Source organism: Actinopolyspora biskrensis, assembly GCF_013408175.1.
In the GTDB taxonomy this organism is placed as follows: Bacteria; Actinomycetota; Actinomycetes; order Mycobacteriales; family Pseudonocardiaceae; genus Actinopolyspora; species Actinopolyspora biskrensis.
Genome location: NZ_JACBYW010000011.1, coordinates 1 through 12,484 on the forward strand (window position 1 = coordinate 1; position 12,484 = coordinate 12,484).

Sequence of the window (12,484 nt, forward strand, 5' to 3'; positions counted from 1 at the left end):
GGGAAACCCGCGACGACATGCACCAAGCCCTCCTCCAACTCGCCCACTGCATGATCCTCGCCCGCAAACACCCCGCATTCTGAAAGCACCCCTAAGTCCACCAACAACTCGACCGGAAGACATCAGCGAGCCGGGGAGCTCGGGCCGGTGCGATTCCCGGACCACCGGCCCGAGCGTCCCGATCAACCACGGCCACGACGCATGAGCACCAGGGAGCTCATCCCCAAACCGAGCAGCACTATCGCTCCACCCACGATCACGTTGCTGAGCATCATCCCGAGACCGACTCCGGCTCCGACGATCACGAACGGAGCGATTATCGTCCACGCTCCCAGCAGCGGAACCACCCAGGAGACGGTGTGCGTGCGGCTGTACGCGGAGGCGAAGCCGAGCGCCAGCACGGCCACCGTCAGACCGATGACCAGATTCCCCATCGCCACGTCGAAACTCGTGGCGCTGAACTGGATCACCCAGGGCGAGATCGCCAGGTACACCCCGGCCAGCAGCGTCCCCCCTTCCAAGGTCTGGCCCTGCGGAGTCTCGCTGGCCTCCTCGTAGCGCGCCCGCATCTCGACGAGATCGGGATGCCTCTCGATCGAACCGGCTTGCGACATCTCCATCACCCCTACCGTTCGCCGTTGCAAACGGCCCCCTCTGTCCGGCCGCCTCGATCGGTCGCGGCTCAATCCGCGGAGGTCGTAGGGCACCTCGTCGTTCCGCGGCCGGTTCGGAGAGCCCGCACCGCTACTGTGAACCCGTACACCGCGAATGTCCAGCTACAACCACCCGGCACACCCGAGTATTTTCCGTCGCACCGCCCGCCGGGGTTCGCCCCCGCGGAACCCGCTTCCACCCCTTCTCCGACATCCGGGCACGCACCTCGCGACGAGGGGCCCGGTACTCGGCCGGACCGGTGGCGGGGCGACGCTCCGAAGCCGGCCCCCGCTGGATCAGTCCTCCGAACCTCCCGGGTGACCACTCGTCAGCTCGTCCCGATCCCGCGACTGCCGCTCCTGCTCCTCCTGCTCGGCCGCCCGCAACTGCTCGGTCTCCTCGGAAGGATCGGGCCACAGCAAACTCCCCGGCATGGGACGTCCGGCGGCCCCCAGCTTGTTCATCTTCTTCGGAACCGGCGCCCCCTGGTAGGACAGCGGTTCGGGGTGACCGTGCTCGTCGGTGGGGCCCAGCGGTTGGTGAATCTCGATCACCTCCCCGTGGGGCAGTCTGCGGACGACGCCGGTTTCCACACCGTGCTCCAGCACGTGACGGTCGGCCCGCTGCAGACCCACGCAGATCCGATACGCCGTGTAGTAGGCGATGGGCGGTCCGAGCAGCACACCGATACGGCCCAACCAGGTCATCAGCTCCAACGCGATGTCGAACTTGAAGGCGACGATGTCGTTGGCCCCGCTTACCAGCACGATCGTGAAGAACGTGATGGCCATGGCCCCCAGCCCGGTCCGGACGGGGACGTCTCTCGGACGTTGGACCAGGTTGTGATGAGCGTCGTCACCGCTGAGTTTCCGTTCCAGGAACGGATAGGCCAGCGCCAGCGTGAACACCAGCCCCAGCCCCAGAACGAGCGGGAAGAACGGAGCCGGAAGTGTGACGCTCCCTCCGAAATAGACCTCCCAGGGTGGCCAGAGCCTTCCCATCCCGTCGGTCCACATCAGGTACCAGTCGGGTTGTGAGGCCGCCGACACCTTGGAGGCGACGTAGGGACCGAGGTTCCAGACCGGGTTGATCTGGAAGATCCCGGCCATGATGATGACCACTCCGGCCACCGTCGCGAAGAAGCCTCCGGACTTGAGCGCGAACACGGGCAGGATGCGCACCCCGACGACGTTGCTCTCCTTGCGGCGCACCCCCGGGAACTGCGTGTGCTTCTGGTACCAGACCAGCGCCAGGTGGACGGCGATCAGAGCGGCGATTATCCCGGGCAGGAGGAATATGTGGATCATGTAGAAACGCTGGATGATCTCGTCACCGGGGAACTCGCTGCCGAACAGCAGCCAGTGCAACCAGGTACCGATGACCGGAACGGAAAGCGTGATCCCCGAGGCGATCCGCACCCCGGTTCCCGACAACAGGTCGTCCGGGAGGGAGTAGCCGGTGAACCCCTCGAACATCCCGGTGATGAACAGCAGTATCCCGATGGCCCAGTTCGTCTCACGCGGGCGGCGGAACGCCCCCGTGAAAAAGATCCGGAACATGTGCACCACGATCGCGGCCACGAATATGAGCGCGGCCCAGTGGTGTATCTGCCGGGCGAACATCCCACCGCGCACTTCGAAGGATATGTCCAGCGTGGATTCGTAGGCACGGGACATTTCGACGCCCCGCATGTCGGTGAACACCCCGTTGTAGGTGACCTCGGTCATCGAGGGGTCGAAGAAATAGGCGAGATAGGTTCCCGTGAGCAGCAGCAGGATGAATGTGTAGAGGGCTATCTCACCGAGCAGGAAGGACCAGTGCGTCGGGAAGACCTTGTTCATCTGCCGCCGCGCCCCGGAGGCCAGCTGCAGACGTTCGTCCACTTCGTTCGCCTGACTCGCCGCAATCCGGTAGGCCTTGCTCGACTGCCTCGTCGGCCGTGTCAATCTGCTCATCGCGACGATCACGCCTACCCTTCGGGAGCTCCCCGGTCGGCGGTTTCCGCAATCTCCGCGTGTAAGCGTAAACAGACAGACCACGCTACGCGACTGCGCCGAGCCGGGTGCCGCGCTGAGTTGCGCAGGTGCCCCGCTCGAGTAGCGTCGGTGAGGTGACCCGCAAGTCGGCTCAGCTCGACGAGCAACTACACGAGTACCTGCTGGAGCACGGAGCACGGCCGGACCCGCTGCAGCGGGAACTGATCACCGACACCGAACGGTTGTGGCCGGACAGCGCGGAGATGCAGATATCGCCGGAGCAGGCCGGTCTGCTGACCCTGCTCGCCAAGGCGATCCACGCGCGGACCGCGGTGGAGGTGGGCACGTTCACCGGCTACTCCGCCCTGGCCATAGCCCGCGGGCTGGACAAGAGCGGAAAGCTGTTGTGCTGCGACATCAGCACCGAGTACACCGATGTGGCACGGGATTTCTGGCACCGCGCCGGTATGACCGAACGCATCGAGCTCAGAATCGGGCCCGCTCTGAGCACGCTGCGTGACCTCGAGGCGGAACCGAAGATCGACCTCAGTTTCATCGACGCCGACAAGACGAGCTACATCGCGTACTGGAACGAGATAGTGCCGCGCACCCGTTCCGGTGGCTTCGTCGTCGTGGACAACGTCCTGGCCGGTGGCAACGTGCTGGCCGCGGAACAGGACGAGAACGCGCACGCGATTCACGAGTTCAACAGGTACGTGCTGCGCGACCACCGCGTGGAACTCACGATGCTGCCGATCAGCGACGGGATCACCCTGGCGCGTCGACGCTGATCGAGGTCTCCGTTCCCCCGCCGTGAGTGGCTGCTGAGCGGAGCATCCCGCGGCGGGGCCGACGGTCGGGGGTTCCGGCGCCGCCTGCTCCGGAGAAGTCCCCGACCCGACCAACGACTCGACCGGAAAACACCGGTGAGTTCCCGGCCGGGACGCGGCCCGTGCCGCCTCGCGCGTTTCGATCAACGTCGGTGCGGGTAGCTCGTCACTGCGAGTTCCCGAAACGACGAAGGGCGAGTCATGACCCAACCGGAGTCCACTGGCCGCACGATGGCCAGCTTCCAGGAGCAGATCCAGCAGCGCACCGGGTTGACCGACGACACGGAGACCGAGAGGTTGGCCCGTGCGACGATCCGGGCGCTCTCCGAGCGGCTGGCGGCGGGCCAGCTGAACGACCTGGAACCCGCGCTGCCTCCGGAACTGCACGAGGAGTTGTACCGGTTCGACGGCCAGGCCATCTCCTTCGACAGGGACACCTTCCTGGACCAGGTCAGCGGGGAGGTGGACACGGTGGACATCGACGAGGTCGAACGCAGGGTCCGTGCCGTCTTCGAGGTGCTGCTGCAGTGGGCCCCCAGCGAGGAGATCGAGGACACCATCGCACAGCTGCCCCCGGACCTCGCGGAGATGTTCCGCTGACGGAGGTCCTCCGTCGAGGCCGTCGGGCCGGCAGGACCTCGGCGGCCCGGTTCTCTTGTCGCCCCGGTTCACGGGGTGTCCGGTTGGCGGATCCCACGGTCCCGGGAGCGGGTGTCCCGGCCTCGGGAATTGCTTCCGGGCCGGTTCACGCTCCGTCCGTGGGGGCGATCGTCACGTCGATCACGTCGCCCGCCGCCGTGAGCAGTTCCCGGTCGGCCCCGTCGTCGACGACGAGCCTGTCGTAGTCGCTCAACGGGGCCATCCGGTGCAGGGCCTTGCGCGGCATCTTGCTGGAATCCATCAACAGCACGTTCGTCCCCGCGGCCGAGAGCATGGCCCGCTTCACCTGCACGAGTTCGTGTTCCTGGTGGAAGGTCATGCTCGCGTTCATCGCCGAAGTCGACACGAAGGCCATGTCCACGGACAGCGCCCCGACCGCTTCGATGCAGGGCAGCCCGAGGAAGGAGTCGTGCGTCGCCGAGTAGTTGCCCCCCAGGCACATCAGGTGCACCTCGGAGAAGGTCTTGAGCACCTCGATGGCGGGGAGGTAGTTGGTGGCCACCGTCAGCGGGCCGACGCCTCCGAGCAGACCGGCGAGGGTGAGTGCCGTGGTCGAGTCGTCGAGCAGGATCGACGAGCCCGGTTCGACCATCTCGAGGGCGACCTTGGCGATGGCGTCCTTGAGTTCGCGATTGGCCCCCATCCGGTACTCGGAGCTTCCCTCGAAGACCGTGGAGGGCTGGGCCGAGACCCCTCCGTGGAACTTGCGCAGCAAACCGCGTCTGGCCAGCTCGTCCAGATCGCGATGCACCGTCATCAGGCTGACGCCGACCAGCTCGGCGAGTTCGGCGGCGCTGGCCGAACTCCTGTGGAGGACGTAATCCACGATCTGCTGCTGACGCTGCTCCCTCGAGCGCGTCCCCTTGGATGTCCTGCTCATTCCTCACGCCTATGCATTGGCCGTTCCGGCGCTCCCCGGCGACCGCGGCACGTGTCGGACCCCGCCGAGAGGTGGTCCCGCCGACCGCCGACACGGCTGCCGAGAACCCGACCGGGCAAATCTACCAATCGAGCGGAGGATCTTTCGCAGTCGATCTGTGCCCGCATGTGTCGCGTCGGCACCGCGTGGGTATCCCGAGGCGAAATCCCCCATAGCTGGAACGGTTGCCTTGACTTACGTGATCACTCAGCCCTGCGTGGACGTGCTGGACAAGTCCTGCATCGACGAGTGCCCGGTGGACTGCATATACGAGGGCGACCGCATGCTCTACATCCACCCCGACGAATGCATCGACTGCGCCGCGTGCGAACCGGTGTGCCCGGTGGAGGCCATCTACTACGAGGACGACGTGCCCGACGAATGGGCCGGTTACACCACGGCCAACGCGGAGTTCTTCAACGCCACGGGCCTGGGTTCCCCCGGCGGGGCCGCCAACGTCGGGAGGACCGGCACGGACGTGGCTCCGGTGTCCGAACTGCCACCGCAGGCCTGACCCCGGGAGCACTGGCACCAGGAAGGGTGGCGACACACAGCAACGGTACGATCGCCAAACGCACACGGGAGCGGTACCGTTCCGCGGAGACGAATGGTGCACACACCGGTACTCACGAGCCCGGAACCACCGCCGTCGAGTGCCGAGATCGGTGGAAGGACATTGGCCGGTGACCCCGCACGATCCACCCGACCGGAAACCGGAACGCGTGCTGCTGCTCAGCGCCGACATAGGTGAGGGGCACAACGCGACCGCGCGCGCCACCGAGGAAGCGCTGCGGCGGCTGTGGCCGGGGTGCGAAACACTCCGGTTGGACACCCTGAAGGTGATGGGACCCGGTGTGGGGCCGCTGTTCAGGTGGATCTACGTGCGCAACGTCGAATCCACACCGTGGCTCTACGACCTGTTCTACAACGCGCTGTGGCGTCAACGCTGGTTCGCCGACGCGTCCCGCGGGTTCGTGGGGGCCTGGGTCGGCCCGCTGCTGCGACGACGGATCCGGGACCACGCCCCCGATGTGGTGGTCTCCACCTATCCGATGGCCACTGCCGGGCTGGACCGTCTTCGCCGCGGAGGTGAACTGGCCGAGGTTCCGGTTTCGGCGATCGTCTCGGACTTCTGCCCCCACCCCTTCTGGGTCTACCCCGAGATCGACCTGCACTACGTCATGAGCCGGGCCAGTCTGCGGGCTCTCCACCGGGCTCAGCCCGACGCGGCCGGAGCCGTCTGCGTCCCTCCGGTAAGCGGGGACTTCCGGCCGGTCGCGAAGGAAACCGCCCGGGGCTCGGCCGGCGTGCCGGTGGCGGGGTTCCAACTGCTGGTCGCCTGTGGCTCGCTGTCGTTCGGTGCCGTGGAACGCGCCGTCGACACGGCACTGGCCGAACCGGGGATCGACCACATCGTGGTGGCCTGCGGCCGCAACGAACAACTGCGCCGGCGGCTGCTCGAACGCCCCGATCCCACCGGGAAACTGCTCCCGCTCGGCTGGCGCGACGACATGCCCGAGCTCACGGCCGCGGCCGACCTGGTGCTGTCCAACGCGGGCGGGGCCACGGCGCTCGAGGCGATGGCCTGCGGGCGCACCGTGCTCATGTTCGAACCGATCGCCGGACACGGCCGGGCCAACGCGGAGCTCATGGCCCGTGCCGGTCTGGCCGAGCTCTGCCACGACACGGACGAGCTGGCGAAAACGCTGCACGACCTCTCCACGGACGGGCAGCGGCTCGACCGGCGTGAGCGAGAAGTGCTGCGGCACGCCACTTCCGGGGATTTCACCGAACAGGTGAGCCGCCTCGCCCACCTGCCCCTGCACCGGGGAAGACGCGGACTGCGCGCGCAGGACCGGTTCTTCGTGCACGCGGCCGAGGCGGCCGTTCCACAGCAGACGGGAGCGATCCTGCGCCTGGACGGGGCGCCGGAGGGCAGCACCGCGCGGGACTGGGCGGGCCACCTCGCCGAGCTGATCGAACGGCGCGCCCGGCAGCTCCCCGTGCTGCGCAACGTGCTCGTCCAGCGTCGCCTGCGGGCTCCGAGCTGGTACACCGCCCCCCGGATCGAGCCCTGGCAGCATCTCGATCACCGGGACACCGACGAGCACGAGGCCTCCGGGGTGATCCGGGAGTTCTTCACCTCCGCGGTGCGCACCGACCGCCCACCGTGGCAGCTCATGGTGCTGCGCACCCCGGAAAGAACGCTGATCCTGGCCAAGCTCCACCACGCCCTCGGGGACGGCATAGCCGTCACCAGCACCCTCGTCCGGCTACTGCGCGACGACGGCGACCGGGGCGAGCAGCACGCCGAGGCCGCGAAACGGCAGGGGAAGTCCGCGGCCGGATCGGCACTGCCCACCCTCCTGAGCTCCCGGTTCCGGGAGGTCCGCACGGCGGCACGCGGCTTCCTCAGCCTGGCGAAGGCAGGACCCGCCCCGGACGGCCCCCTGAACGGCCCGAGCACACCGGGGCGTTCCTTCGACTCGGTCGAGCTCCCGATGCGGGAGGTGCGGGCCGCGGCCAGAGCGCACGGCGTTCCACGCAGCGTCCTGTTGATCGCTCTGGTCGCCGAGTCGCTGCACAGGGTGCTCGACGAGCACGAGGGCACCACGAGCGGGCAGCGAATGCGCGTCATGGTGCCGCGCACCACGCGCACACCGCGCGAGAACGCGACTCCCGAGGTCTTCGGCAATCACACCGTCGCGGTCTCGGTGGACCTCCCCGTCGGGCCGATGAGCCCCGCGGAACGCCTCGAACGGGTCACACGGCTGCTCCAGGACAGCCAGCGCAGCGGGCAGCCCCTCGCGGCCGGGATCGTCATGTCGGCCCTCGGGCTCCTCCCGACCCCGCTGCACCGTGGAATCGTCCGCACGATCTACCAGCGGCGGTTCTTCAACGCGATCGTCTCCGCGATGCCGGGCTCGCCCCGCCCACCCCGCGTGTGGGGTGCGCTGGTGGCCGGGGTCGTCCCGATCCTCCCGCTGGCCTCCGGTGTGGGAGCCGCTGTGGGGGTGATCAGCTGGGGGGAGATGGTCGGTATCGGGGTCACGGTGGACGCGCACAGCGGCCGCCTCGCCGAACGGCTGGGGCAACGAACACGTGAGGTCCTCGCGGAGCTGTCGAGCTCGCCCAGCGGACCGGAGATCTCACGTCCCATCCCGGAAGGACGAGGTTGAGCGCGGCCGGGGCCTGGTTCACGGTGGCCGTCCCCGCCGCCCTGGTCGGCGCGGCCAGCTTCGGCATGGCGAGCGCGGTACAGCAACGCGCCACCAAACAGGTCCCCAACATCCGCACGCTCAACCCCCGGCTGCTGTTCGAGCTCGTGCGCAAACCCGTCTGGCTGGCCAGCGTCGGAACGGTCATCGTCGGACTGTCGCTGCAGGTGGTGGCGCTGGCCTACGGCCCCCTGATGCTGGTGCAGCCGCTGCTGGTCACCAGCGTGCTGTTCGCGGCGGTGCACGCGGCGTGGCTGGCCCACAGGCGGCTGGACCGTCTCGTCGTGCTGGGGGCGCTCGCCTGCATGGGAGGGCTGTCCGCGTTCCTGCTGCTGGCCCGCCCCAAGGGGGGCACCGAGACGCTCGATCCACGGGCCGTTCCGCTGGCGGTGCTGCTGGGGGCGCTCACCGTCGCCTGCCTGCTGGCCGCGTCCCACTTTCCCGGCGAGATCCGCGTGATCGCCCTGGCGCTGGCCACCGGGGTGATATACGGCGTGACCGCGGCGCTGATGAAGGTCGTGGCCGATCAGTTCCGTACGGGCGGCATCGCGGCACCGTTCCAGCACTGGGTGCTGTACGCGGTGTGCCTGGTCGGTCCCTGTGGTTTCCTGCTGAGCCAGAACGCCTTCCAGCAGGGCAAGTTGATCTCCCCGGCCCTGGCCGTGATCACCACCGTCGACCCGCTCGTCGGTGTGGCCATCGGCATCAACTGGTTCGGGGAGAGCGTCAACTCCACACCGGCCGTGCTCGGCGGTGAGGCGGTGGCCGCGCTCGCCATAGTCGGGGGCATAGTGCTGCTGACCCATCGTGGGGAGACCCTGCGTCGGGTCCTGGAACGGGCCGACTCCCCCGGAGACGAGAACGACCGGACGTGGGGGTGAGACCGGTGGGAACCGCGCTGCGCGGACGGACGGTGCTGCTGACCGGCGGTTCTTCCGGAATCGGAGCGGCCACCGCCGAAGTGCTGGTACGACGCGGCTGTGACCTGGTCGTCACGGGAAGGGACGAGCAGGGGCTGAATCGGGTGGCCGAAAGGACCGGGGCGCGGACGCTGGCCGCCGATCTCGGTTCGGACGAGGGGCTGCGCCGGGTCGCCGATCGGGCCTCCCACGCGGAGGTCCTGATCAACAACGCCGGAGTCGGCTGGTCCGGGGAGCTGGAGGCGATGACGGGGCCGGAAGTCCACCGGCTGCTGGCGGTGAACCTGACCGCCCCCGTGGAGCTGACCAGGATGCTGCTGCCCGCCATGCGTGCCCGCGGCCGGGGCCACGTAGTCTTCGTCTCCTCGATCGCCGCGGTCGGAGTCGGCGGCGAAGCGGTCTACTCGGCGAGCAAGGCCGCGCTGCGGGCCTTCGCCGCCAGCCTGCGCTACGAGATCTCCGGGGACGGACTCACCGTGACCACCGTGCTGCCGGGCGCGGTTCGCACACCCTTCTTCCAACGTCGCGGTCTTCCCTACGAACGGAGCTTTCCCCGGATGCTGCCCGCGGAGAAAGCGGCCGAACAACTGGTGAGGGCCGTCGAGCGCGGCAGCGAGGAGATCTTCCTTCCCGGGTGGCTGGACCTCGCCGCACGTTTCCAGGGGGTGCTGCCCGGGACCTTCCACCGTTTGGGGCGCAGGTTCGGGCAGGTCCGCTGAGCGTCCCTCGCGGGACGGGCTTTCCACACGGCCGGGCACGAGCGCGGCGCTGCCTCGCCGCGGACGGCCGGGATCCGCTCAGCGAGCTCCGGACGGGAACGGCAACCAGCGCAACAGTCCGGCCGGCGTGACTCCCCCGCCGTCGCCGATCCGCAACCGGATCCCGTGGCCGCGCAGCTCTCTGCGAAACCACAGCAGCGACACCACGGCGGCAAGCGCTACCAGTCCGTAGGAACCTGCGGTGCTCACCAGCAGGAACTCCCCGATGGTGCGTTGTGCGAGCATCCACAGCGCTCCCACGCCGTTGGCGGTGAACACTGCCGCCCACAGCAGCGACACCCGCCTGAAGAACCGCTGCAGCGCCACGTGCCCGATCAGGTGGGGTGGGAAGACGCAGAAGTCGTCCGCGAGCCGTGCGATGAAGGTTCGTTCGAAGGGCACCGTCGCCAGCAGCACGGCCGCTATGAGGAAGTTCTGCAGACTCGGCTGGAGGAAGTAGAGGAAGGCACTCTGGGAGACCACCCCCACCACCGTCCGGACGACCAGCAGCGCGGTCGTCAGCATCAGCACGGCGGGAACCCGCATCCGCAGGACCAGACGACAGGTCACAGCGGCGACCGTCCAGCCGAGGGCGGCCAGCAGGCCGCCCGTCAGATCGGTCAGGCTGAGCAGCAGGTAGAACAACCCGAGCGGCACGAGCGTGGTCTCGAGGAGTTTCTTACCAGCGTGCGCCAAGTGGGTTCGAATCCCGCTCAGCTGGACGGTGGTCGATGTATGCATGCGTACCTCACGCGGCACGTGCGGGAGGGTCGGTCCCGCACCTGTGCCGTGGACGGTTTCATCGCGCTACGACTGTGCGAACTTGTGCGACGAGCGGCGCGGCGGAAACTTGCCTTGGGCTTTCACTGTATCCCGCCGGCACGCTACCGAACCGTCCCGCGTGAGTACAGCCACAACTGGAGACGATCACCCGCGCACGGCGCGCAGGGACTCGCGCAACGAGCCCATCGTGGCCATGACGGCGGTGGGTTCGTACCCGCAGTGCGCCATGCAGTTCGCGCACCGCGAGTCCCGTCCCCTGCCGTAGGACTCCCAGTCGGTCTCCTCCAGCAGCTCGCGGTAGGACTGCGCGTAACCGTCGGCCATGAGGTAGCAGGGGCGCTGCCAGCCGTACAGCGAGTAGGAGGGAATGGCCCAAGCGGTACAGGCGAAGTCCTTCTTCCCCTCCAGGAAGTCCAGGAACAGCGGCGAGTGGTTGAGTCGCCACTTCTTGCGCTTGCCGTCCGCGAAGGCCTTCTTGAACAGCTCCCTCGTCTCCTCGACTCCGAGGAAGTGCTCCTGGTCGGGAGCCTTGTCGTAGGCGTAGGCCGGCGAGAGCATCATCTGGTCGACCTGCAGTTCGTCGTTGAGGTAGTCCAGCACGTCGACGACCGTCTTCGGGGTGTCGGTGCTGAAGAAGGTGCTGTTGGTCGTTATGCGGAAACCGCGCTGCTGCGCGTCCTTGATGTTGTCCACGGCCTGCGCGAACACGCCCTGCTTGCTCACGGAGGCGTCGTGCCGCTCCTCGAGACCGTCGATGTGCACGGCCCAGGAGAAGTACGGGGAGGGTTTGATCTTGTCGATCTTGCGCGGCATCAGCAGGGCGTTGGTGCACAGGTAAACGAATTTCTTCCGCTTGACCAGTTCGTCCACGAGCACCTCGATCTCGGGGTGCATCAGCGGCTCACCGCCCGCGATGGAAACCACGGGGGCACCGCACTCCTCGACGGCGGAAAGGGCCTGGTCCACCGGCATGCGCTGCTTGAGCACGTTGGCCGGGTGCTGGATCTTTCCGCAACCCGCGCAGGCGAGGTTGCACGCGAACAACGGCTCCAACTCGAGAGTCAAAGCGTATTTCTTGCGCCTCAGAATCTTTTGTTTGGCCAAGTAAGCGCCGACCCTGATGGCTTGGCGGGGTGGAATGCCCATCACGGAACCTCTTTGCTCCAGCGAGATCGAACAGTGTCCTGCGAACCGGGCCCCGCAACGGTGCGGGACCACCGCAGCAGGGGGGCACCGGTGTCGCGTAGCCGCCGCAACGCCCCGACGAGTCGCCACGGCATTCCGGGGCCGATCAACGGTTGTCGCGGAGTGTCCAGAACGACCCGCACGACCGCGCAGGGGCGTTCCCCCGCCGCCGGGGCCAACACTCCCGACTCCATGTCCACAACCAGCGCGCCGGTGCGTGCCAGCGCGAGACGTTCGACTCCGGTCACGGGGTGATCGGTCGTCACCACGGTCCCCAGGCGAACGCTCAGACCGGATCGACGCAACTCGCGAGCGAGCGGCTCGGGAGCGCACAGCGGTCTGGTCCGCTCCCCCGTGAAGACCCCGGTCCCCACGACCACGTCGCCGGCACGCAACGTCGGATCGAGTCCGCCACCCAGTCCGGCCACCGCCAGCGCGTCGAAGTCGCCCCCGACGAGCCTCGTGGCCGAACGGGCACTGCGTCGCCGGCCGTATCCGGTTCGTACGACCCTGGGGCCGGAACCGCGCAACGCTGCGGACTCCACTCGCAGCGGCGCACAGACGAGTAGCTCCGGCCTCAT

Annotated in this window: 12 protein-coding genes; 6 read left to right on the forward strand and 6 right to left on the reverse strand. The window is 68.0% G+C overall.

Translation table 11 applies throughout. From position 1 onward, the window contains the following. Nucleotides 1-182 precede the first annotated feature (182 nt). On the reverse strand, nucleotides 183-620 hold the full coding sequence (locus FHR84_RS20925; RefSeq protein WP_179537262.1) for an SPW repeat protein: 438 nt from the start codon (nucleotides 618-620) through the stop codon (nucleotides 183-185). A gap of 330 nt (nucleotides 621-950) precedes the next feature. Then, nucleotides 951-2,609 (reverse strand): cytochrome bc1 complex cytochrome b subunit, encoded by a 1,659-nt coding sequence (qcrB, locus tag FHR84_RS20930; protein ID WP_179537263.1) that lies wholly within the window; start codon nucleotides 2,607-2,609, stop codon nucleotides 951-953. Nucleotides 2,610-2,764: 155 nt separating this feature from the next. Here qcrB and FHR84_RS20935 point away from each other — a divergent pair, with 155 nt between their 5' ends. Next, entirely contained in the window at nucleotides 2,765-3,421 is a 657-nt protein-coding gene (locus tag FHR84_RS20935) for a class I SAM-dependent methyltransferase (protein ID WP_179537264.1), read from the forward strand. 240 nt (nucleotides 3,422-3,661) lie between these two features. Next, a complete protein-coding gene (locus tag FHR84_RS20940) occupies nucleotides 3,662-4,060 on the forward strand; it encodes a DUF2267 domain-containing protein (protein WP_179537265.1) in 399 nt (132 codons plus the stop codon). 145 nt (nucleotides 4,061-4,205) lie between these two features. Here FHR84_RS20940 and FHR84_RS20945 read toward each other — a convergent pair whose 3' ends face one another. After that, entirely contained in the window at nucleotides 4,206-5,000 is a 795-nt protein-coding gene (locus FHR84_RS20945) for a DeoR/GlpR family DNA-binding transcription regulator (protein ID WP_179537266.1), read from the reverse strand. Between the two features lie 229 nt (nucleotides 5,001-5,229). Here FHR84_RS20945 and fdxA point away from each other — a divergent pair, with 229 nt between their 5' ends. The 4 genes from fdxA (at nucleotide 5,230) to FHR84_RS20965 (ending at nucleotide 9,896) form a co-directional block, all read left to right on the forward strand. Then, nucleotides 5,230-5,553 (forward strand): ferredoxin, encoded by a 324-nt coding sequence (gene fdxA / locus FHR84_RS20950; protein WP_179537267.1) that lies wholly within the window; start codon nucleotides 5,230-5,232, stop codon nucleotides 5,551-5,553. A 169-nt stretch (nucleotides 5,554-5,722) separates the two neighbouring features. Continuing rightward, nucleotides 5,723-8,218 (forward strand): WS/DGAT domain-containing protein, encoded by a 2,496-nt coding sequence (locus FHR84_RS20955; RefSeq protein ID WP_179537268.1) that lies wholly within the window; start codon nucleotides 5,723-5,725, stop codon nucleotides 8,216-8,218. Next, entirely contained in the window at nucleotides 8,215-9,138 is a 924-nt protein-coding gene (locus FHR84_RS20960) for a DMT family transporter (protein ID WP_179537269.1), read from the forward strand. Before FHR84_RS20955 ends, FHR84_RS20960 begins: the two co-directional genes overlap by 4 nt. A gap of 5 nt (nucleotides 9,139-9,143) precedes the next feature. Next, nucleotides 9,144-9,896: an SDR family NAD(P)-dependent oxidoreductase gene (locus FHR84_RS20965; RefSeq protein WP_343075366.1), complete on the forward strand. Its 753-nt coding sequence runs from the start codon at nucleotides 9,144-9,146 to the stop codon at nucleotides 9,894-9,896. A 78-nt stretch (nucleotides 9,897-9,974) separates the two neighbouring features. Here FHR84_RS20965 and FHR84_RS20970 read toward each other — a convergent pair whose 3' ends face one another. The 3 genes from FHR84_RS20970 to FHR84_RS20980 form a co-directional block, all read right to left on the reverse strand. After that, nucleotides 9,975-10,676 carry a VC0807 family protein gene (locus FHR84_RS20970; protein ID WP_179537271.1) on the reverse strand — a complete coding sequence of 234 codons (702 nt, stop codon included), beginning with the start codon at nucleotides 10,674-10,676 and terminating at the stop codon, nucleotides 9,975-9,977. A gap of 186 nt (nucleotides 10,677-10,862) precedes the next feature. Beyond that, nucleotides 10,863-11,864: an adenosyl-hopene transferase HpnH gene (gene hpnH, locus FHR84_RS20975; protein WP_179537272.1), complete on the reverse strand. Its 1,002-nt coding sequence runs from the start codon at nucleotides 11,862-11,864 to the stop codon at nucleotides 10,863-10,865. Further along, entirely contained in the window at nucleotides 11,864-12,484 is a 621-nt protein-coding gene (locus tag FHR84_RS20980; RefSeq protein WP_179537273.1) for a phosphorylase family protein, read from the reverse strand. The genes hpnH and FHR84_RS20980 overlap by 1 nt, the downstream gene beginning before the upstream one ends.

Bases quoted from the DNA above. Each gene is read 5' to 3' on its own strand.
- FHR84_RS20925 (WP_179537262.1), bottom strand. From the start codon at position 620: ATGGAGATGTCGCAAGCCGGTTCGATCGAGAGGCATCCCGATCTCGTC.
- qcrB (WP_179537263.1), bottom strand. From the start codon at position 2,609: ATGAGCAGATTGACACGGCCGACGAGGCAGTCGAGCAAGGCCTACCGG.
- FHR84_RS20940 (WP_179537265.1), top strand. From the start codon at position 3,662: ATGACCCAACCGGAGTCCACTGGCCGCACGATGGCCAGCTTCCAGGAG.
- FHR84_RS20945 (WP_179537266.1), bottom strand. From the start codon at position 5,000: ATGAGCAGGACATCCAAGGGGACGCGCTCGAGGGAGCAGCGTCAGCAG.
- FHR84_RS20970 (WP_179537271.1), bottom strand. From the start codon at position 10,676: ATGCATACATCGACCACCGTCCAGCTGAGCGGGATTCGAACCCACTTG.
- hpnH (WP_179537272.1), bottom strand. From the start codon at position 11,864: ATGGGCATTCCACCCCGCCAAGCCATCAGGGTCGGCGCTTACTTGGCC.
- FHR84_RS20980 (WP_179537273.1), bottom strand. From the start codon at position 12,484: ATGAGGCCGGAGCTACTCGTCTGTGCGCCGCTGCGAGTGGAGTCCGCA.